A 20,978-nucleotide genomic window follows, 5' to 3' on the forward strand; every position below is an offset into this window, starting at 1 on the left:
CCGAAACTCTCTCTTTTATTCTGCCTCAATCTTGATCTGGCTACGCAGGTAACCATCAATGAATACATCAATATCTCCGTCCATAACAGAACCCACATTCCCCGTTTCCACGGAAGTACGGTGATCCTTAACCATGTTATACGGATGGAATACATAGGAACGGATCTGACTGCCCCAAGCAATATCGGATTGCTCACCGCGAATCTCATCCAAATGCTGTTGCTGCTCTTGCAGTTTGCGCTCATATAGCTTGGAACGCAGCATTTTCATCGCTTGTTCGCGGTTTTTGATCTGTGAACGTTCGTTCTGACAGGTTACCACCACACCCGTAGGTAAGTGAGTAATCCGCACCGCAGAGTCTGTGGTATTGATATGCTGTCCACCGGCGCCGCTCGCCCGATACGTATCGATCTTCAAATCCTCAGTACGAATTTCAACTTCTACATCATCGGCAATTTCCGGAACGACATCACAGGATACAAAAGAGGTATGCCGTCTGCCCGAAGAGTCAAACGGAGAAATCCGTACTAGCCGATGTACACCTTTTTCAGCTTTCAGATATCCGTAGGCGTTGAAGCCTTTAATAAGTAATGTGACACTCTTGATTCCCGCTTCATCACCCGGTAAGTAGTCCAGCACCTCAACCTTGAATCCACGTTTTTCAGCCCAACGGGTATACATCCGCAGCAGCATCTGGCCCCAGTCTTGGGATTCCGTACCGCCTGCACCCGGATGGAGCTCAAGAATAGCATTCAGCTTGTCATACGGCTGGTTAAGTAGCAATTGCAGCTCGAATTCATCCACTTTGCTGCCTAAACTGCTGATCGTCTCCCCAATCTCTGCTGCAAGACCTTCATCGCCCTCTTCATCCGCAAGCTCCGCCATCATCGCAGCATCGTCGTATTCTTGTTGCAGCTTCTCGTATTGATCCACGGACGATTTCACGGCATTCATCTCGCCGATTACGCTCTGTGCCTGCTCTGGATTATCCCAGAAGCCTGGAGCAGCCATTTTTTCTTCAAAGTTCGAGATCATCTCTTGCTTAAGATCTAAGTCAAAGAGACCCCCTAAGGTCAGTTAGTTTCTTGCCTATTTCACGCAGATCCTGCTTTACATTAGCTTCAATCATATGGTCACTTCACCTTTCAAAATAGGTTGTTACGGTCTTCGCTATTGGAAAGTTAGTAATGAGTGAATGTTCAGCCATTCCGAGAAGGATTGGACTTCCGATCGCTGTTCTTTCCAGATTCCTTGAATTGATAACCGCATAGCGGTTGGAATCCCGAAATAAAGGCGAACACTCCGTTTCTCCAGTTCCAAACCTTCTCTCCATTCCACATTCACTCAAGTGCTAAATATCCAAAAAAGCGACTGGGCCGTAAACGGGGGATACCCCCGGGCCCAGCCGCTCTTTATGGTTAGTATACCCATAGAGATCAGGGCTAAAGACTTACATCTTCAACACCTGAATATGAGCGCTACTAAACGTTTGTCTTATGCGTTTTGACCGTGGCAGTTCTTGTACTTCTTGCCGCTTCCGCAAGGGCAAAGATCATTACGACCAGCTGCCGCCTCAACATGTACCGGACGTTTCTCAGCAGGTTCGCTGTTAGTGGAAATTTTATTTTCCTCTACAACAGATTGACGCTCCTGATTTGTCTCGATGTGAGCCTTCATAATATAAGTAGCTACTTCTTCTTGAATCGTAGCCGTCATAGTATTAAACATTTCGAATCCTTCGAATTGATACTCGCGAAGTGGATCTGTACCACCGTAAGCACGTAGGTGAATCCCTTGACGCAGTTGATCCATCGCATCGATATGATCCATCCACTTGCTGTCCACGGAGCGCAGCACGATTACCTTCTCGAATTCACGTACCAATTCTGAACCTAGGCGTTCTTCACGAGCAGCATATTTCTCAAGTACACGTTCAAAGATGTACTCAATGATCTCTTCTGCTTCCTTGCCCCACAGAATATCGCGAGTCAAAGCACCTTCTTCAAGCAGCTTGCTGTTAACGTAATCAGCAACTTCTTGCAGCTCCCAGTTTTCAGGAATATCGTCACTGCAGTGTGCATGAACAATACGTTCAATAACTGGCTTGATCATCTCAAGTACGATATCTTTAATATTTTCAGACTCCAGAATCTCACGGCGTTGTTTATAAATAATTTCACGCTGTTGATTCATAACGTCATCATATTGCAATACGACTTTACGAATATCAAAGTTATTACCTTCAACACGTTTCTGAGCAGATTCCACAGCACGCGTAATCATGCGGCTCTCAATCGGCTGATCTTCCTCAAACCCAAGGCGATCCATCATACTCAAAACGTTGTCAGCGCCGAAACGCTTCATCAATTCATCACCAAGGGATAAGTAGAATTGTGTAGAACCTGGGTCTCCTTGACGACCCGCACGACCACGCAGCTGGTTATCAATCCGGCGCGATTCATGACGCTCTGTACCAATGATATGCAGACCACCAAGATCTGTCACACCTTCGCCCAGAACGATGTCCGTACCACGACCTGCCATGTTGGTAGCAATCGTAACTGTACCAGGCTGACCTGCATGTGTAATGATTTCAGCTTCCGCAGCGTGATGCTTCGCGTTAAGTACTTGGTGTCTAACGCCTTTGCGCTTCAGCATTTCAGATACGAGCTCTGAATTCTCAATCGACACTGTACCCACAAGTACAGGTTGGTTCTTTTTGTGACGCTCTACAATTTCTGCCACAACAGCGTTGAACTTACCGTTCTCACTCTTGTAGACAACATCCGGCATATCTATGCGCTGATTCGGTTTATTCGTAGGGACTTGAAGAACTTCAAGACCATAAATCTTCTTGAACTCTTCTTCCTCAGTTTTAGCTGTACCTGTCATACCGCCCAATTTGCGATACATACGGAAATAGTTCTGGAAAGTAATCGTAGCAAGCGTCATGCTCTCATTCTGTACTTCGATTTCTTCCTTCGCTTCAATCGCTTGGTGCAAACCGTCACTATAACGACGGCCTGACATTAAACGTCCTGTAAATTCATCAACAATAACGACCTCACCCTCGTTAACAACGTAGTCTACGTCACGACGCATAATTACGTTTGCTTTCAGGGCTTGGACGATATGGTGATTCAAGGTTACATGACTGTGATCATACAAGTTCTCAATACCAAAAGCGCGTTCAGCAGTAGCTACACCTTTTTCAGTCAAGGCTACGGACTTCACTTTGATATCAACGGTGTAGTCTTCTTCAGCTTTAAGCTTTTTCACAAAACGGTCTGCTGCAAAGTACAATTCAGTAGACTTCTCAGCTTGTCCGGAAATGATAAGAGGTGTACGTGCTTCATCAATAAGAATGGAGTCCACTTCATCAATAATACAGAAATAAAGAGGGCGCTGAACCATTTGTTCTTTATAAAGCACCATGTTGTCACGCAAATAATCGAAACCAAATTCGTTGTTCGTGCCATACGTAATATCGCAGGCGTAAGCATCTTGTTTATCAGCATGGTCCATACCGCTTAGGTTAACCCCAACCGTCATGCCCAGGAAGTTATAGATTTGTGCCATTTGTGCGCTGTCGCGCTGAGCCAAATAGTCATTGACCGTTACTACGTGTACGCCTTTACCAAGCAAAGCATTTAAGTACACTGGCAATGTTCCTACTAGAGTCTTACCTTCACCAGTCTTCATCTCGGAGATTCGGCCTTCATGCAGGGCCATACCACCAATTAACTGTACATCAAAATGCCGCATGCCAAGCGTCCGTTTGGAAGCTTCACGTACGGTTGCAAACGCCTCAGGAAGAATTTCTTCCAAGGTTTCGCCTTTCTCAATACGGGCGCGGAACTCTTCCGTCTTAGCTTTTAAAGCTTCATCGGATAGTGCTACAAATTCCGGCTCCAATCCATTAATTACATCGACTGTCTTCATGAGACGTTTAACGTCACGATCGTTTGTGTCTCCGAATATTTTCTTTACAAGTCCTAGCATGGTTAACCCCTTTCATGCAACACAGATGGTGGAACCGAGCCCATCCTCACAAAATTGAAAGGGCCATTTATAAATTCGATTCCGCTGCTTCATAAATTGTAACAGTTTGTAAGAGATGCCGCAATACAAGGTGTAACAGCCACATTTTTCATATATACGCACAAGAGCCCTATTCGCTATAAGCGAATAGGGGCTCGGTTTAAATTTCCTAGGTTCTGACTAACTCTCGAGGCCCTTTATACTTAGAGCATAACTGGCATCATTGTATCTTAGCCCTGTTCAATCAGTCCATATTTACCATCATCACGTTTGTAAACTACGCTAACTTCCGAGGTGTCGATATTGGAAAACACAAAGAAATTATGTCCTACCATGTTCATTTGCAGAATCGCTTCTTCCACATCCATCGGCTTCATCGTAAAGCGTTTGTTCCTAACCACTTCTAAATCATCATAATCTTGTTCTTCTACAGCAACAGCGGCACTAGCTCCATCCACAAACAGCGTCTTGAGTCCCTCTTGACGGAACTTACGGTTCAGCTTCGTTTTGTGTTTGCGAATTTGGCGTTCCAGCTTGTCCACAACGGCGTCTATGGAAGCATACATGTCATCGCTGCGATCTTCCGCACGAAGCGTCACGCCAGCAAGCGGAATGGTTACTTCCACCGTATGAAGGCCGCGAACTACGCCAAGCGTCACAGACCCTTCAGAGGTAGGGGGTGCTTCGAAATACTTCTCAAGTTTGCTGAGCTTCTTATCAACATACTCTCTCAAAGCGTCGGTCACGTCAATTTGTTGACCTCGAATGGTGAATTGCATGGCCACTCCTCCTTTAGTTACACCTTCATTATACCAAATTGTAAGCGCTAAGTAAAAAGCAATTCCTTACAGCCCTTACATTTAGATAACAAATGTTGTCATAGCGTTCACAAATAAAACAAGTCCGGTAAGAGCAACCAATCGCCCTACCGGACCAAAAGTAAACCTGTCGTTATTATAGTACGGATTCCACTCTTATATTCTCCGAATGAAATCACATAAGGTCAGGCTATTTGGTATGAATTTGAATGATTTCTACAGGAGACCATTGAGAACCCGATCCTGCAATAACATATACCTTATAGGCAGTATTTGCTGCTAAACCAGTTAAAGTCTGTGTATGCTTTACACCAGGAGCAAACGTAAGCGTGTTAGTCCATGGAGCAGCCAATGCAGTACCGCTACCATTTTGACCTAAAGCAATCTGTGCTGCAGTAGGTGCCTTATCATTTGCTGGCAATACTACATATCTAACTGGGGTTGTAGTGCCACCTGTCACACCATATTTAACATATACATCTGCTGTAACTGTACTAACTTGTCCCGGCTCAAAAAGCGAAATCGAGCTAGCAGTAGCTTGAGCAGTAGTCAACCGAACTGTCGTTACAGTAGACAAGTTACCAGCTGCATCCGCCAGCGTGATATATGTTGCATATTCTGTACCAGGATTCAATCCGTAAACAGAGAATGTAACCGTTGTGTTAGCTACAGTCGCAACACTACCATGGATACCACTTGCAGTCCCGTTACTAATTTGCCCTTTTTCCACCTGCAATGCAGTTGGAGCAGTTACATCAGCATTATAAGGAGCTACAACATAGTATACTGCACCAGTTACGGAAGGTGTCAGGTATACATCCGCTGTGACCGAACCAACATTACCGTAGGTTGCCCCACTTACTGTTGGCGCTGTGCTACTTCCGCCGTCACCGTTACCACCACCAGAACCTCCGCCCGTACTACCACCTGGAGCAGCAGTTGGGGTTGGTGTAGCTGTTGGTGTCGGAGTCGCCGTTGGAGTTGGTGTAGGTGTTACACCACCACCTGTGCCACTACCAGGATAATAAATAGCTGAAGTATTGATAATACCTACAGCCTCGGCACGTGTTAACGATCTCTTAGGACCAAAGGTTCCATCTGGATAACCGTTAACAATCTTCTTTTCCACTGCGGCTGCTACAGCACCTTTTGCCCATGCTGCAATTTGTGCATTGTCTTTAAATTTGTTCGAAGTTGTATTGGTGCTCAATTTAAGTAATTTTGCAGTAATTACAGCTGCCTCTTCTCTTGTAAGCGGATTATTAGGACGGAACGTATTATCCTCGTATCCTCCGATATATCCAGCTTCCACGGCTTTAGCCACTTCACTGTAATTCCAGTTTGTGCTCTTCATGTCTTTGAAAGTTACTGTTGCTTTAGTTGTAAACCCTAACAGGCGATTTACCATAGTCACATACTCACCACGCGTAATTGCTTTGTTTGGTTTCACCGTTCCATCTGGGTAGCCTCCAAGGTAACCTCTATCTAGCCATTCCTGCAGCTGACCTTGTGCCCAGTGGCCTTGAATATCCTTAGGTACAGTTGCAGCAGATACGCTGCCGAGAGACCCCAATAACATACTAGTACCTAATATTCCGGTCATAAGACCGCGCCACATCTTCTTCATCCTGCTAATCACCCTCCTAATTGTTTTGATAGCTTAGGCTATATTGAATTTCTTCGTGAATGTAGTAACCTAGGCTAACATAGTGTGTGTCGAGGTAAGATAAACAGCTCAACGTATATCTATTACCCACCTTTTGCAGAGTTCTAACATTTTCCATAAATGAATTTACAAAATAGGCTATTTTCCTTACTAGGATTGGCTATACTAGACACATATGAACGCACAAAAAAAGGATCTTGGAAGATTCCAAGATCCCTGCTAGCGCTGTCTAAATTGCTAACCATCTACTTATATGTAGTTCGGCTTCGCCGGATGATTATAATTTGATTACGTTAGCTGCTTGTGGTCCACGTGCACCTTCAACGATATCGAATTCTACGGATTGACCTTCATCCAATGTCTTGAAACCATCAGTTTGAATCGCGGAAAAGTGTACGAATACGTCGCCACCGTCTGCAGTCTCGATAAAACCATAACCTTTTTCTGCGTTAAACCATTTTACTTTACCTTCCATTGATTAAACATTCCCTTCGTCATCAGATGAACGTGAGTCTTGCTCACAATTCGACTATACCACCGTAACTTCTTTATTGTCAATTGGAAAAGAAAATGTTTACATTCAATAATTTACCACGTAAAATAAACTATTAAATTTTCCATAAACAAGAAATAGATTCGGTACAATGATCAAAAAAAGGAGCAGACGGTATTTAATACCCGTCTACTCCTATAGTGAAACACCGATAAAATTATTTTTTGCGATCCATAAGAAAACTATCTGGGGTGTAGGCGGCCTCGTAGGCGTTGCGTTGGGTTTTGGCCTGATTCCGCTTCTGCAGCCAGTCTTGAGCTTCGAAGCGAAGAGCGTTCATTCTATCTAAGATCACATTATCATGTTCCAAAATTCGATTAATTTCTTGCTTTTGTGCAGGCGTTGCTCGACAAATTTTGGCTTCTTCTGCAATTGAATCGACAAGTTTCTGGCGCTCGTCCACAAAAGCCTCCAACTCCTCATAGGTGGTCTCTTGAAGACGCTCTTCGATCTCCCGGGTGAGTTGATCCAAACTCCGGATTAATTCATCCATGAGCACTATCAGCCTGTCCCTGACCCACAGCGATCTTCGATGCTTGTAGCCAAGTTTCCCGAAGGTCGGTTAGATAAACAAGAGCCTCTTCAGCTTTATCTGGACTTTTACGAATGTTTGCTTCAACTAAAAGATAATTTGTATATTCATAAAGTGAATAGAGGTTGTTAGATATCTCATATGAATAATCTAATGTACTCATTAACTCACTTACTATAGATTGTGCTTTGCCAAAATTAAGACTTGTCTTCTCATAGTCCTGTTTACTGAGACCGTCAATCGCTGTTCTTACAAAACGAATTGCACCGTCATACAACATAATGACCAACTGCACAGGGGTAGAGGTTTGGACAGAAGACTGGCGGTATTTCTCATATGGAGATGTAATCAATAATCTCACCCTCTATATTTTATAATTATCCTAGCTGGAGAAGAGACTGGAAGACTGCGTCTGTAGCTTGTTCATTGCTGTTTCCATCGCTGCGAACTGCTTATAGTAACGTGTTTCATAGTTATCCAACTTTTTCACCATGCTACTTATCCGAGTGTTATAGTCTTTAAGTCTCTTTCCCATAACGCTATCTTCTTTAAAGGCACTACTAATGTCAGTGGTATACTTATTAGTACCAGCGCGTTTTGAGATAGTTTCTAATGGTGTTGCTAGTTGTTTCCCCAATTTGCTGAATAGTCCCTCACTTGATGCACCTGCAGCTCCTTGAAATAGATCTATAACACTTTGGGGATTATCATTAATCGCCTGCTTGAGCTTGGATTCATTTAGAATTAACTTTCCTCCCTCTAAATAAGTACCTGTTGTGATACCCATTGCACTTAAACCACCCAATTTTTCTGTGATGATCGTACGCATGGAGGTTATTGTAGATTTCAGAATGTCATCATTTTTCAAAAGACCACTTTTGGCTTTTGCTGTCCAGGCCAAGATTTCGCTTTCCTTCATATCACTCTTTTGCGCATCCGTCAAAGGAGCATAATCGCTGTATTTAGCTTCATTAACTTTGTTATTTAATAACTGCAATAAACTATTATAGTCTTCAACAAAACTTTTAATTGTTTCGAGTGCCTTATTTGGATCAGATTCGCTGCTGATCTTTGTCGTTCCATTCCCATCCGTCTTTGCAAGCAACGTTAGTTGCACTCCGTTTATAGTGAAGGTATTACTCTTTTGACTTAAGCCCTGACCGTTAATTCTGACAAGAGCATCTACACCCATAGCTATATCATCATTAACGTCAATGTCATTTCCGCCATTAAAAAGCGACAGTATAGAGTTTTGGCCTCCAAGTTCTATTTTACCATTCATACTTGTTGAATCTGGATCTGTACTCGGAGCCCCGCTTGCCTTGGAGCGAATAATGAGCTTTCCTGTTGCCTCATCGAAGCTAGCGATTACATTCGCTTTACTGTCAGCATTAACAGTTGAAATAAAAGAAGCGACCGTAGTGGCCCCTGTGAATAAAGATTTAGTTACACCAGCTTCATCTGTTTTAGTAAAATTGACACCATTAATGTTTAAACTATACTCTTTGTCAGTATCTGCATCTGCAGCCAATTCTGCTAATGTAATTTTACTAGACTTATTTGCTCCTACACCAGATGTCGTTAATGTAGTCGTTGTAGCCAAATTCATAACTTCAACTTCCATATCTACTCTGTTTGCGGCGGCTGTAGCTTCAGCCTTCACTGCACCTGTATAACCGGTAACAACGGATTTATTTGCGTTTAACGCAGATGACACATTATATTTATCTGATAACTTATTAATTCTAAAATCATATAGCTTACTACTGATTTCACGGTAGCTATCTCTAGTCCAATTTAAAGTCTCTTTTTGTTGGTATAGTTTATCCAAGGGAGCACGCTTGACAGCCATCATACTCTTAACCATACTATCAATGTCCATACCTGAGAATCCATTTACTCTTGTTACCAAAACAGCACCTCCTATACTAAATTCTCTCGTCTATGAGAATACCTGCAATCTCCATCATTTTAGCCACTAAATCTAGAGTCTTTTCTGGAGGAACTTCACGAATAAGTTCTCCTGTATCCTTATTGAGCACCTTGACCATAATGTCATGCGTTTTCTCGTGGATGCTAATTGATAGCGTGGTTTGGGGGCCCTGTAAAGATTTAACTGCTCGCTCGATGGTACGAATTAGCTGTTCTTCAGCAACTGATACGTTTTTATCCTGCTTCTCTTTCTGACTTATTTCCTTAGCATATCGAGTAGGATCTGCTTTACTTTCGATATTTTCGGGCTCAACTCCAGACGTTACTTCAGATCTGCTTGATCCAACCGTCATAGAACTAGCAGAAAGGGAAAACTGTACATTCATATACCCCGACCTCCAACAACGCTCAAATTTATACTTTATATATCGGTTAGTTTTAGGGATAATTTAGGATTCACTTAAGAAAAGTATAGTTGACCAGAGTCTCTAGAGGGCTTCAGCGCTAGTTCATAGAATAGAAATATAAAAAATTGATTTTTTCCGTAGAGAGGGACATCTTTATCTGTTTAATTAATGTCCTAGTGTATTTGAGTCCAGAACATTCCACGAACTGAAAGTGATATGGCATAGATAAAAATAACCTAGATAATCGAAGATTTCTTATTCACTTATTAATATTACATAGCAGTTCTGTAGGCCTTCTTCCTAGGTTTGGAAAATATAACTCTACTAATGTTTTATCAAAATGGACATATATGTTAACTTCATAAAATCGTTATCTTTTATTAATTTCATTATTCTTCTAAAATATAGCTTATTGTGTTCAAATGTCTTTGAGAGGGATTGTACAAGTTTAACTACCAAGTCCTCGGTTAAGGTTTGATGATAATTTGCCATTCCAATTAGATGGATCTTGATTAAAGAATAATGCAAGATCATACGAGTATAACTCTCAAATAAAGAATCACTATCAAGAGGCATTATATTTTTAAACACGTAATTGACAAGGTAATTTTCAAGCATGTATTCATGCTGAAGCATAAAAGGTGCGTAGTATTTTTCATAAGAAGATGCATAATTCTCAAGGATCTCTTCGTCTGAAGCATCTTTTTCAATATGTAAACCAGACATCATCTCTCCTGAGCACTCTAAATATCTAGATGAAGTAATTTCGTATTGCAAACGTAATACGACAAGTTCCCTGCTTAATCGAAGTTGAATGTCTAATCGATTTGGTATATTTTCAAATGCTCCTTGGAGAGCGTTATTTTCTACACTTGTAATATATTGCCCAAAGATGTCGGGAATCTCATTTATTCGATCGTTATCCACGCATTCTTGTAGTTCGTTATAAAGTAGACCTAGAACGAGCAAACGTTCTTCCAGGGTATAATTTTTGTTCTGCAGTATGGAAATAGTCACGTAACGATATTCATTGAAATAGTCCTTCCAATCAGAAGCTACTTCTTTATTCGTATGAATGGTTGCTCTTGTTACATCCCTTGTAGAGGGGGATTCTTTGAATTGATCGAAGCTAATTCCATCTTTACTCAACAAGACTAACCTAGCTGCTTCAGGACAAGATACAGTTAATGAACGTTCAACAACACCGTTTACATTATGAACTATTCTAGGATAAACAGCACAGGTATTGCACAAATTTTCTTCTCCTAAGGTCAATTGAATGTCACATAAATTTTCCTCATTTAAGAATGAACACCTTGAGTTATTCATTTTCATTTTCGCTACGTTATTCTTTGTAGGGTTTGAACGATTGCGAATCACATATTCATCTAGTTGTGACTTGATCTTATAATTTTTAACTTTTTTATATTTCTTGTATGTTTGCTCGTCCACAGTTACTTGCCATCCTGCACAGCACGTATCTTCACAGGCCGAACCAATACAAGTAAATTCTTTGACATATTGAGGAGTTAGCGTTTCAACTAATTTCGATGTCATTTATGATTAACCCCTTATAGACTAGTTTATATAAAAAAAGGAATGGGAATCCCATTCCTTTTCTTATCGTTAAAGATTAACGAAGCAATTGAAGCACACCTTGTGGTTGTTGGTTAGCTTGAGCCAACATAGCTTGAGCAGCTTGAGCAAGAATGGAGTTTTTAGTTTGATCCATCATTTCTTTCGCCATATCAACATCACGAACACGGGATTCAGCTGCAGTCAGGTTTTCAGAAGCATTGTTAAGGTTGTTAATAGTATGTTCTAGACGATTTTGGTTTGCACCAAGTTTAGAACGGGAAGCAGAAACCAATTTAATTGCATCATCTACAAGTTTAACGTCAGTATCAAATTTAGCAGTTGTACCATCAGGAGCTAGCGCGTTGACACCTAAATCAGTCGCACTGAAACCTTTACCAGTTGCTCCTTCAATTTTCAAATTAAGTGATTGTGCTGCATTAGCACCAATTTGGAAATCTTCGTCAAATTTACCATCCAACAATTTTTTACCGTTGAATTCTGTACGTTCGGAAATACCTGTTAATTCATTGTTTAATTCTGCAATTTCATCTTTGATAGCTGTCAGATCTTCTGTTGCTAATGTTCCTCCGTTACCTGCTTGAACAATAAGTTCACGTTGACGTTGCAGGATAGAATGAGTTTCGCCAAGAGCACCTTCAGCTGTTTGAATCAAGGAAATCGCGTCTTGTGAGTTACGGGATGCTTGGTCTAAACCGCGGATTTGACCGCGCATTTTTTCGGAGATCGAAAGACCTGCAGCGTCGTCCCCTGCACGGTTAATGCGAAGACCTGAAGACAATTTCTCGATGTTCTTGCTAGTTGCTGCAGTGTTTGCACCCAATTGACGGTGAGTATTCAAAGCTGTAACATTGTGGTTAATAATCATTTGATATTTCCTCCCTGAAATTAAATTAGTTCCACATCCATGTGGTAAACGCCGAACCATTAAGGTCGGCCGCCCTGCCGATTCAGCGTCTACTTCATATATCGACGGCAAGTACCAAAGTGTTTAGAGTAATTCGAAGTTTTTTTGAATTTTTTTTTGGAGAAATCTCTCAAACTAAATAAAAAACCTGAATCTGCATTTGTGCAGTCTCAGGTTTTGGATTCCTTATATGCGATATGTTGATTAGTTATTATTACTCTCACTACGAAGGCTATGGATTAATGCACTCAGATCAGACTGCTGCGGAGCAACAGATTCGCGATTGGCTTCTTGAATCGATAGGTACACTTCTTTGCGAAAAACATCTACATGTTTTGGGGCAGAGATACCAACCTTCACCGTATCACCGTCTACACTTAAAATTGTCAGCTCTATCTGATCTTGGATAATAATAGACTCACCTTTTTTACGGGTTAGTACGAGCATATTATCCACCATCCTTTCCCTCTATAACTGACTTCTCCTGCACCAAACTATGTTTCGTATGATAAGGAGTCCTATGTAAAACGATTTGTTTACCGGAATGTCCTAAAGGATTCATAACAATTGGAGCCAGAAGATTGATCGTCGACTGATCGACTGATTCCTTCAGCGTAATAATGCAACGGACGATCAACTCTGTATCGATCCCTAACTCTTCAGCCTCATCATCAGGCAGTTCGAATTCATAGGACGGATAAAAAGAAAACGGATCTCCTAACAGAAAGGATAATCCTTTTTCTCTTATAGACTGTAAATACCCAAAAGGCGTCTCAGGTATCGTGATTAAGACGAAGTCCGTTTCCTCATCAAATCCAGGTATACCTTTGGAGAAATGATATATCTGCTCCTCATCCACTTCTAGTTTACCCCAAGATAGTGTTTCTATAATCAAGTTGCCCACTCCTCAAAAGTTTCGCTCACGAAACTGGTATCCATTAAGATTATTATTTATAACACAAAAGCTATAGAGGCGCTTTCTGGCACGTCTATAGCTTAAGAGCTACGTTTGAAGATTTACTTCCGGTGGAATAAACTTTATGGAAGCATATTGCTGCATATAAATATTTAACTTGCCACGGGTATATTCAATTTCAGGATCATGTCTTACCACTTGAATATTCACTTTTGCGGCTCGAAAATCGATTTGTGGTGCTCTCGTTTCTATATGAATATCTACATTGTCAAATGATGCCGGACCACGAATCTCTGGAAATGAATTTGGTTCGGTATCTGTTCCATAGACTTCGGCAATGGTATTTCCGGGCTTAAAAAACTGGGCCATCCGATTGCCTTGCTCGACCTTTTTTGCAATACCCTGAAGATATAACTGTTGAATACCTGAATATATTCGTTTGTTCATATCGAACATATTACCACCATTATAGGCTGCCCAAGCTCGGGACTGATCTATGGTAAGCTCTGGCCTAAAAGATTGAACCGTAAGTTTCCCTGGAGTGGTTGTTATTTTGACCTCAGGTTTAGGCTGAGTAATCGAAAATGTTCCCTGCTCATTATCAATTCCAATCAAAGCAGGAGTCTGACGAATTTGCAATATCGGCTGCAGCAACGAGAACCACCTCTGTTATCTAATAAAATCTACTAGAGTTGTAGATATAATCTTAGCGCCTACAGAAAGGGAAGCATTATAAATATTCTCTTGAATCTTCGACTCCATAATCAAACCTTCGTAATCTGCATCTTCTGTCTTAGCTTGAAGTTCCGTCAAATTAATATTTAAATCACTTAGCCGATCCTGCATCAATTCAACGCGGTTAGTCTTAGCCCCTATCTCGGAACGTGCTGATAGAATAGTCTCTACACGTGTATCGATTTTATCAAGTTGACCAGATACTGTACTAAGATTACCAGATTTTAACCCAGCAGAAATAGTATTAATAATACTGAACAGATTATCCGCATCCCCAGTATAACCAAATAAATCATTACCGGTAGTACTAATTGGCATACGCACATCTTCACCTACAATAAACTGAATCTGCCCAGTATCCGTAGTAATCGGTTTAGATACATCGTATGTACCGTCTGCACCTTTAGTATAATCATATGGTTTGGTGGTGTATTGTTCGCCATTAAAGATATATTTACCATTTAGTGTACTGTTAGCAATGTCCACAAGCTGTTCTTTTAGCTGCAGAACCTCTTCATTGATACTATCGAGTGCAGACTGCGGATTGCTTCCACTCGCTGCCTGTACTGTCAATTCGCGAATCTTCTGAACAACATCTCCAGCCTGACCGAGTACCGTATCATTATAATCAAGCCATGAAATGGCACTATCCACATTCTTGGTGTACTGCTCGTTAGATGAAAGCTCAGCACGATAGCGGAGAGAATAAGTAATACCCACTGGATCATCGGAAGCTTTGTTGATCTTACGTCCTGTGGCAAGCTGTAGCTGTGTGTCGTTCATTGTACGTGCATTACGGTTTAAGTTAAGCAGAAGCTGTGAATTCATCATGTTAGAGGTTACTCTCAACATACGCTATATCTCCTTTTATCTGCCGACTGTGCCGGTGGAATTAATCAATTTGTCGAGCAGTTCATCAAAAGTAGTCATAAAACGTGCTGCCGCACTATAAGCATGCTGGAACACTAGCATATTCGACATTTCTTCATCTAGAGAAACGCCGCTGACTGATTGACGACGGGAGTTAACTTGCTCTACGAGATAATCTGAGTTATCCGTCTGACGTGCAGCCTCTTGGGATTGAATACCCAGCTGACCAACCATAGAGCTAAAAAGCCCTCCCACAGTGTTGCTTACACTACCGTCTGGCTTAGTAAATTTACTATCCTTCAGGCTAGTCAATAAGAGTGCCAACGTATTATTTCCTTTAACGACTTGCGTATTTCCATTCGCATCAACAGTTGTACGTAACGAAGTTGCGAATAAATTCACATCCGCAGCAATTTCCGGATTTAGCTTAATCGTTCCAGCCTCGCCTGATGTTACAAAGAAATCGCGTCCGACGCTTCCATCCATCGCGTAACCTAACTTGTGAAGTCCGTTAAACCCTTTGACAATGGTCTTGGCGTCCTCATACATTGTTGCGCCCTTAGGCATGGCCTGACCAGCGGTCAAAGTAACTACGGTACCGTCAGCTTGTGTAATCTTGGCATCACTTGTCAACACTGTGCCCTCAGGAAGATTGGAGCCAGCTGGCACTGTAATTTCAACGTCACCTGTAGCAATAGTGCTCGCCAAATCATTGAGCTGTTTCTTGTAATCGGCAACATAGGTATTATTGGAGAAAATCATACCGTATGCCTCGCCGCCCTTCAAGGTTCCGGAGGTATAAGCATTATTAAGAAATGCACTATCTACGGTTGCGGTAACTTCTCCACCCTCTACGAGAGGTTGTCCACCCAGAGAAATGTTATAACCCTCTTCCGTCTCTACAACAGTAATATTAGCAATTTTGGAGAGCTTGTCCGCCATCAGATCGCGTTGATCACGTAGATCGTTTGCATGATCCCCCATACCCTCAATCTTATAGATTGATTTGTTTAGATCTGCGATAGCAGTCAGGTAATTTTGAGCTTCTTTTGCCTTAACATCTATATTAGTGGTTAGATCCCGCTCCAGATTATTCAGTTGCGTGCTCATGTAGTTCATAGCATCTGTCAAAGATTGTGCAGTTTGCACTACAATCTTACGGGCTGTTGGATCTTCAGGGTTCTTACTTAGATCCGACCACGATTTCCAGAAGTTATCCAAAACTGTACGAATGCCTGTATCCGATGGCTCATTAACGATAGCTTCCAGCTTAGAGAGCGTATCTGCTTGAAGACTCCAGTTGCCGAAAGCAGCGTTCTCACCACGGTACTGATCATCCAGAAACATTTCTCGAATCCGATCGATAGATGAGAATTCCACCCCTGTACCCATTTGACCTGGAACGGTAGATTTTAACAATCCGTACGCTTCAATAGGTAAAGAGGCTTGCATATTAACACGTTGACGAGTATAACCTTCGGTATTCGCATTAGCGATATTGTGTCCAGTTGTATTAAGAGCTGCGGTCTGAGTAAAAAGGCTGCGTCTCGCCGTCTCTATCGAGTGAAATGTGGATGTCATGCTTCTTACTCCTCCTTATGTTCTGCTCCGGCAGAACACTTCATCAGTACAATTCTAACCTCGTGCATCAAAAATCCCCGACCGATTTACGTTGTTACCTTTGTCGGACGGACGATGATAAGTGATATCCTGATTTGGTCTTCCGACCAACAGATCCAAAGAATAATCTATAAATGTAAGCGACTGCTCTATCAGCTTCTGATTTAGGTCATTGGCTTCTTTCAGGCGATGCAAAGTGCCCGAAAGCTTCTGCTGAATATGCAGCAGTCGTGCCTTGTCTTCAGGGTCAAATATAAGCCTGGACAGCTCCGTTAGGTTCAGGTTCAGGTTGGAACGAATACCCACACCTTGCAAAACGGTATATGCGGCTAATATTCGCTCTTCCTCGAGCTGCCCAATTACCTTCATTAGCTTGGATTCACGGTTAAGGATGTCGATTAACGCATCCACCTTGTTATCCATAATTGTCTGTTTCTTCTCAGCGGCCAGATCCAGCATTTGAACATGCACTCCATCTAGCCGCTCCAATAGTTCTATTAATGTCGTCAATGCCATGGATGTTTTCACCTAATTCTCGGAGGATTGCTTAAAGTAAGGGGCGAGTTTCTCTGCTAGCTTAGATGCATCAACTTGATAGGTACCTGCGGAGACCTGCTGCTTTAGATTGTCGATCTTAAGTGCGCGTTCTGGATCATTCTTGCCAGTGTTTTGTGCTTGCAAGAGTTGAATCGCTTCATCAGAGATCGAAACCTCATCCTTGCGTGTGCTTTTCTTCATTTGTTCCTGCCTTTGCGCTTCCGCGCTGCGTTGATACGGATTAATCGCGTTAATTCGTCCGGTCTCGTTAATTTTCATAACTTCCACCTTCCTTCTAATATAAAAAAGCCGATAATCTTTACTAAGTTTATCGGCGTAGACTGAAACATTCTTTATAGCTGCAAACGTTTTTTTGCAGATTTTATAGGTCACGCAGCTTATCTATGGCACGATATGCACCATCAGATGTCTTTTTAGTAGTATCCTCAGCAGAATTTTCCTTGACAGCATTCGTGAGATCTTTCCTGAGCCGGCTACGACAGCTGTCACACATATGGCCATCCCGAATCAGTGTACCACACACTTCGCAAGGGTACATCATATTGGGTGCATTAGCTATAGAAATCCGGCCTTCGCGAATAAAGCGGGTAATCTCTTTAATAGAAATCCCCGTAGCATCGGAGAGCTCCTGAATGTTGGTTCCTTTGTTTTCCCGTAAATAATTCACGCAGATCTCATATTCATGCTCCAGCTCTTTGATACAGGCCGAGCACAACCCCATAAGATTCTTGACAAACAACCGGCCGCACCTTGGACAATTGTCTAGATTCATAACAAGCAGCCGCTCCTCTCCGTACATTCTGTGCAATGCATAATATTCTTATGCTCCTAGATTACATGATTGCAAGGAATTCGTCTATGGGACAGAAGAAACGCTACCAACCGCAACTAATCCTTAATGGAATGGATATAGCTGTTCACAATCATGCATTTTTCGCGTTTTAGGAACGCGCCCAGGTTAGGCTATAGATTTCTGCAACATAATCATAGTTAGAAACCATTTGTTTTAGAATTTCGGCACAAGCACGAATCGTGCTTCCGGTTGTATAGATATCATCAACAATAATAATTCGAATAGGATGGCTTATAGGTGAGTTATCTTTCAGCCAATCCTTAAATAGTGTGGAGACTGCCGGATTTGCTCCAAAAGCATTCTTCATATCTGCCAATCGCTCCGCACGTCCTTTAAAGCTCTGCTTACCTGTATGATGCGTACGAATTAGTAGCGGTAGCTGTGGAATCTTTCTATGCCGAGATAGGACATCGGCCAATCTTTCCGCTTGATTAAAGCCCCGTTCTAGAAGCCTTGAATCACTGACAGGTACCGGAACTAATAAATCAGCTGACCAAAGGCTGTTTTTTTTGTACCTTTTATGTTGAATAAGATGAAAAAACGATGCCTTCTGGGATGAAAGAGCCCCCTGTTGCTTTTCCTCCTTTAGGGTTAAATATGCCCTATCCAGCATGAGTCCAAGCAGAGGGGCATATCGTTCATTCCCGCGATATTTATATTGACCGAGCCATTCTCTCATCTCATTAGTGTAGGCTACCGCACTCCGGTTACATACAATGGGTGAGGGCTCAGCGCTGCGAGTGCAGTCTGGACAGCCTACATGCCGCCCACAAACCAAGCAACGTGGAGCGCGTATCCAAGGAATGGATTCCGCACAATCCTTACAGATACCAGGCAGCTGTGAGGACTGTCGGCTGTGCTTCCCGCAGGTTAGACATTGAGACAACGAGGGGGTGAGGAGGAGAGACAAAGATTTTTGTACCCCTATAAGCATGGTATTCATTTAGCCCCACCTTTACGGAAATATCCATGGCGGCGAGCGATGATATTCATAGTACGAATCTGAGCAATCGCTCCACGCTGGGATCGGCTCCACTGAGGGGAGGCAAATACAACATGGCCATCAGGATCATCTTTAGAACGACCAGCACGGCCTGCCATCTGTACCAAAGAGGCTTCGTCAAAAAGACCACTGTCTGCATCCAAAATAAATACGTCACTGCGTGGCACGGTAACTCCCCGTTCCAGGATCGTAGTAGTTACTAACAAAGAGATGATACGGTTGCGAAAAGCAGTCACCTTTTCTGCCCGAAATGAATCCTTGGACGAGGTGCCTTCAATAACCACGCCGGGAAAGCTACGACGAAGTAGGATCAGCAATCCTTCGATATGAGCTATTCGAGACACAAATAGAAAAATTTGTGCTTTTCGCTCCAGTGACTTTTGAAGATTTTGTATAAGCGATCTTGGCAAACTCCCACGCTTCAGACAGGTTAGAACCGAGGGTATACTCAAATGCTGCGGGATAGGCAAGGGATGACCATGGAAGCGGACAGGCACTCTGGCATGTGGAAGCTTGCCTAACCGGACCAAACGCTGCATTTCTTGTGGTGGCGTAGCTGATAAATAGATGAAAGAGCCGTCCACTTTACAGGCATGTTCAGCGGCATAGGCCAACATAGGATCATTGTGGTAAGGATACGCATCCAGCTCGTCGATGATTACGAGATCATAACCTTGATGGAAGCGCAGGAGCTGATGGGTGGTCGAAAGCGTTAAGCGACCGCTCACCCAGCGATCTGCGCTGCCGCCATAAAGTACGGCGAGAACCTCCGCCGGAAAAGCCCGGGCGAGCCGCGGCGCGAGCTCAAGTACGACGTCGCGGCGCGGCGTCGCTACCAGCGCCCGCCCTCCGGCGGCGAGCACGGCCTCTAGGAGCGGGAAGATCATCTCCGTTTTCCCCGCTCCCGTTACCGCCCAGAGCAGAAACCGCTCTGGGCAGGTACTGGCGGAGCGCTTGCGCGGCTCCGCCAGAAAACCCAGCGCAGCGCCAGCGGCTCCCGCCTGCGCTGGGCTCAGCCCCCACCGGCCTGCGGCCACGGAGGGGGTCAAGGGCGGCCGTGCACCGCACGGCCGGAAGTGCTGCGCTGCGCAGCAGCAGCGCACAAGCCCGGCTGCGCCCAAGCGCGAGGCAGGCCTCGCAATAGGCGCAGCCCATAAGCCCGCACGCGGCGCATTCCGTGCGGCGGTGGGCACGCTGCCGCAACGCAGGCAGCGCAAAACCCTGCGGCGAGCGACAGCGCCGCGCCACAATACGTGCGGCAGCTTAGCCGCCGCACGCATCATAACGCCAGCACCCGCAGGGAGCTGGCGGGCCCGCGCCCTGTGCGTAGCCAGGGTCGCACTGCCTACGGCGGCTGTAAGCAACAGCCGCCCCTGCAGATACGCCAGTTGTGCCGCCTGGCGCCAGCAACCCCCTAGCTCTGGCAATTCTTCTGCCAGCAGCGCTTCTACTTCCGGCTCCAATAAAGAGCGCCCGGCCACAGCCCGCAATAATTGTTCTGAATCCGATTCTAGTAATCCAGATTGAAAATCCTCTTTTTCACACCAATCGTATCTTTCATTCTTCTTATTGTCCTGATCTATTCCGAAACTTGATTCATTAGGCTTCCATATGAATATTCCATCATTTAACCACTGTGCCTCCCACAGTCCCCCTGCCTCTTTCTCCTCTCTCAACTCAGCCTCAAGCATACTATTAATATATTGCCCCCACTCCTTAATCCCCCAGGTGCCCATTGCGCTTCTTTGTTTAAAGTTGTCCCGGAGCTTCACAGCCCAACCTAGCGGCAACGCAGAAGAAAGCAGAACCAAACTATTCGCCGCTAAGGAACTCCCAGCTTTCTTCTCCGGTCTAGCTACAGACCACCACCATCTATCCACGCTAAGATCTAATGAAATTTCAACCCTCCAGCTCCCCCTGCATTCCACAGCATATACAGCGACTTGCATAATAATCCCTCCTACCTCTCGC

General features: G+C 43.5%; 20 protein-coding genes and 1 pseudogene. All 21 read right to left on the reverse strand.

What is annotated here, in order from left to right; translation table 11 throughout:
- Positions 1 to 15 precede the first annotated feature (15 nt).
- The 21 genes and pseudogenes from prfB to MHI15_RS11905 all read right to left on the reverse strand — a co-directional run bounded on the left by prfB (position 16) and on the right by MHI15_RS11905 (position 20,956).
- Positions 16 to 1,129 (reverse strand): peptide chain release factor 2 gene (gene prfB, locus MHI15_RS11805; protein WP_139330096.1). Its coding sequence is split into 2 segments (ribosomal slippage): positions 16 to 1,056 and positions 1,058 to 1,129, totalling 1,113 coding nucleotides; the frame shifts between segments, so codons are not numbered across the junction.
- Between the two features lie 365 nt (positions 1,130 to 1,494).
- Complete coding sequence (gene secA / locus MHI15_RS11810; RefSeq protein WP_036678509.1) at positions 1,495 to 4,002, reverse strand: preprotein translocase subunit SecA; 2,508 nt, start codon at positions 4,000 to 4,002, stop codon at positions 1,495 to 1,497.
- Between the two features lie 269 nt (positions 4,003 to 4,271).
- Complete coding sequence (hpf, locus tag MHI15_RS11815; RefSeq protein ID WP_036678506.1) at positions 4,272 to 4,820, reverse strand: ribosome hibernation-promoting factor, HPF/YfiA family; 549 nt, start codon at positions 4,818 to 4,820, stop codon at positions 4,272 to 4,274.
- 229 nt (positions 4,821 to 5,049) lie between these two features.
- Entirely contained in the window at positions 5,050 to 6,486 is a 1,437-nt protein-coding gene (locus MHI15_RS11820) for an S-layer homology domain-containing protein (protein WP_339188739.1), read from the reverse strand.
- A gap of 316 nt (positions 6,487 to 6,802) precedes the next feature.
- Positions 6,803 to 7,000 (reverse strand): cold shock domain-containing protein, encoded by a 198-nt coding sequence (locus tag MHI15_RS11825; protein ID WP_019915069.1) that lies wholly within the window; start codon positions 6,998 to 7,000, stop codon positions 6,803 to 6,805.
- Between the two features lie 235 nt (positions 7,001 to 7,235).
- A complete protein-coding gene (locus MHI15_RS11830; RefSeq protein WP_076123873.1) occupies positions 7,236 to 7,571 on the reverse strand; it encodes a flagellar protein FliT in 336 nt (111 codons plus the stop codon).
- Positions 7,564 to 7,962, reverse strand: a complete 399-nt coding sequence (gene fliS / locus MHI15_RS11835; RefSeq protein WP_339188742.1) for a flagellar export chaperone FliS — start codon at positions 7,960 to 7,962, stop codon at positions 7,564 to 7,566. The genes MHI15_RS11830 and fliS overlap by 8 nt, the downstream gene beginning before the upstream one ends.
- A gap of 30 nt (positions 7,963 to 7,992) precedes the next feature.
- Positions 7,993 to 9,522 carry a flagellar filament capping protein FliD gene (fliD, locus tag MHI15_RS11840; RefSeq protein WP_081391785.1) on the reverse strand — a complete coding sequence of 510 codons (1,530 nt, stop codon included), beginning with the start codon at positions 9,520 to 9,522 and terminating at the stop codon, positions 7,993 to 7,995.
- A gap of 16 nt (positions 9,523 to 9,538) precedes the next feature.
- Entirely contained in the window at positions 9,539 to 9,928 is a 390-nt protein-coding gene (locus MHI15_RS11845) for a flagellar protein FlaG (protein ID WP_339188745.1), read from the reverse strand.
- Between the two features lie 345 nt (positions 9,929 to 10,273).
- A complete protein-coding gene (fliB, locus tag MHI15_RS11850) occupies positions 10,274 to 11,506 on the reverse strand; it encodes a flagellin lysine-N-methylase (protein ID WP_076303600.1) in 1,233 nt (410 codons plus the stop codon).
- A 76-nt stretch (positions 11,507 to 11,582) separates the two neighbouring features.
- On the reverse strand, positions 11,583 to 12,413 hold the full coding sequence (gene hag / locus MHI15_RS11855; protein ID WP_076303599.1) for a flagellin Hag: 831 nt from the start codon (positions 12,411 to 12,413) through the stop codon (positions 11,583 to 11,585).
- A 243-nt stretch (positions 12,414 to 12,656) separates the two neighbouring features.
- The gene (gene csrA / locus MHI15_RS11860; protein WP_076303648.1) at positions 12,657 to 12,899 is read right to left on the reverse strand and encodes a carbon storage regulator CsrA; all 243 of its coding nucleotides are present in this window, start codon (positions 12,897 to 12,899) and stop codon (positions 12,657 to 12,659) included.
- Position 12,900: 1 nt separating this feature from the next.
- Positions 12,901 to 13,347 carry a flagellar assembly protein FliW gene (locus MHI15_RS11865; protein ID WP_076303598.1) on the reverse strand — a complete coding sequence of 149 codons (447 nt, stop codon included), beginning with the start codon at positions 13,345 to 13,347 and terminating at the stop codon, positions 12,901 to 12,903.
- Positions 13,348 to 13,455: 108 nt separating this feature from the next.
- Positions 13,456 to 14,022 carry a DUF6470 family protein gene (locus MHI15_RS11870; protein ID WP_076303597.1) on the reverse strand — a complete coding sequence of 189 codons (567 nt, stop codon included), beginning with the start codon at positions 14,020 to 14,022 and terminating at the stop codon, positions 13,456 to 13,458.
- Positions 14,023 to 14,037: 15 nt separating this feature from the next.
- Positions 14,038 to 14,955 (reverse strand): flagellar hook-associated protein FlgL, encoded by a 918-nt coding sequence (flgL, locus tag MHI15_RS11875; RefSeq protein ID WP_339188752.1) that lies wholly within the window; start codon positions 14,953 to 14,955, stop codon positions 14,038 to 14,040.
- 15 nt (positions 14,956 to 14,970) lie between these two features.
- Complete coding sequence (gene flgK, locus MHI15_RS11880) at positions 14,971 to 16,554, reverse strand: flagellar hook-associated protein FlgK (protein ID WP_076303595.1); 1,584 nt, start codon at positions 16,552 to 16,554, stop codon at positions 14,971 to 14,973.
- 54 nt (positions 16,555 to 16,608) lie between these two features.
- The gene (locus tag MHI15_RS11885; RefSeq protein WP_036678457.1) at positions 16,609 to 17,109 is read right to left on the reverse strand and encodes a flagellar protein FlgN; all 501 of its coding nucleotides are present in this window, start codon (positions 17,107 to 17,109) and stop codon (positions 16,609 to 16,611) included.
- Positions 17,110 to 17,121: 12 nt separating this feature from the next.
- Positions 17,122 to 17,409: a flagellar biosynthesis anti-sigma factor FlgM gene (gene flgM, locus MHI15_RS11890; RefSeq protein WP_036678454.1), complete on the reverse strand. Its 288-nt coding sequence runs from the start codon at positions 17,407 to 17,409 to the stop codon at positions 17,122 to 17,124.
- 103 nt (positions 17,410 to 17,512) lie between these two features.
- Positions 17,513 to 17,923 (reverse strand): TIGR03826 family flagellar region protein, encoded by a 411-nt coding sequence (locus MHI15_RS11895; protein ID WP_076124340.1) that lies wholly within the window; start codon positions 17,921 to 17,923, stop codon positions 17,513 to 17,515.
- A 169-nt stretch (positions 17,924 to 18,092) separates the two neighbouring features.
- Positions 18,093 to 18,947 (reverse strand): ComF family protein, encoded by an 855-nt coding sequence (locus MHI15_RS11900; RefSeq protein WP_341164440.1) that lies wholly within the window; start codon positions 18,945 to 18,947, stop codon positions 18,093 to 18,095.
- A pseudogene (locus tag MHI15_RS11905) lies at positions 18,944 to 20,956 on the reverse strand (helicase-related protein). The gene MHI15_RS11900 and the pseudogene MHI15_RS11905 overlap by 4 nt, the downstream one beginning before the upstream one ends.
- Between the last annotated feature and the right edge of the window lie 22 nt (positions 20,957 to 20,978).

The organism is Paenibacillus sp. FSL H7-0918 (assembly GCF_038007025.1).
Classification (GTDB): domain Bacteria; phylum Bacillota; class Bacilli; order Paenibacillales; family Paenibacillaceae; genus Paenibacillus_AQ; species Paenibacillus_AQ odorifer.

What these genes read in the sequence shown, in the direction of transcription:
- secA (WP_036678509.1), bottom strand. Translation starts at nt 4,002, where the DNA reads ATGCTAGGACTTGTAAAGAAAATATTCGGAGACACAAACGATCGTGAC.
- hpf (WP_036678506.1), bottom strand. Translation starts at nt 4,820, where the DNA reads ATGCAATTCACCATTCGAGGTCAACAAATTGACGTGACCGACGCTTTG.
- MHI15_RS11820 (WP_339188739.1), bottom strand. Translation starts at nt 6,486, where the DNA reads ATGAAGAAGATGTGGCGCGGTCTTATGACCGGAATATTAGGTACTAGT.
- MHI15_RS11825 (WP_019915069.1), bottom strand. Translation starts at nt 7,000, where the DNA reads ATGGAAGGTAAAGTAAAATGGTTTAACGCAGAAAAAGGTTATGGTTTT.
- MHI15_RS11830 (WP_076123873.1), bottom strand. Translation starts at nt 7,571, where the DNA reads ATGGATGAATTAATCCGGAGTTTGGATCAACTCACCCGGGAGATCGAA.
- MHI15_RS11845 (WP_339188745.1), bottom strand. Translation starts at nt 9,928, where the DNA reads ATGAATGTACAGTTTTCCCTTTCTGCTAGTTCTATGACGGTTGGATCA.
- fliB (WP_076303600.1), bottom strand. Translation starts at nt 11,506, where the DNA reads ATGACATCGAAATTAGTTGAAACGCTAACTCCTCAATATGTCAAAGAA.
- hag (WP_076303599.1), bottom strand. Translation starts at nt 12,413, where the DNA reads ATGATTATTAACCACAATGTTACAGCTTTGAATACTCACCGTCAATTG.
- csrA (WP_076303648.1), bottom strand. Translation starts at nt 12,899, where the DNA reads ATGCTCGTACTAACCCGTAAAAAAGGTGAGTCTATTATTATCCAAGAT.
- flgL (WP_339188752.1), bottom strand. Translation starts at nt 14,955, where the DNA reads ATGTTGAGAGTAACCTCTAACATGATGAATTCACAGCTTCTGCTTAAC.
- flgK (WP_076303595.1), bottom strand. Translation starts at nt 16,554, where the DNA reads ATGACATCCACATTTCACTCGATAGAGACGGCGAGACGCAGCCTTTTT.
- MHI15_RS11885 (WP_036678457.1), bottom strand. Translation starts at nt 17,109, where the DNA reads ATGGCATTGACGACATTAATAGAACTATTGGAGCGGCTAGATGGAGTG.
- flgM (WP_036678454.1), bottom strand. Translation starts at nt 17,409, where the DNA reads ATGAAAATTAACGAGACCGGACGAATTAACGCGATTAATCCGTATCAA.
- MHI15_RS11895 (WP_076124340.1), bottom strand. Translation starts at nt 17,923, where the DNA reads ATGAATCTAGACAATTGTCCAAGGTGCGGCCGGTTGTTTGTCAAGAAT.
- MHI15_RS11900 (WP_341164440.1), bottom strand. Translation starts at nt 18,947, where the DNA reads ATGAATACCATGCTTATAGGGGTACAAAAATCTTTGTCTCTCCTCCTC.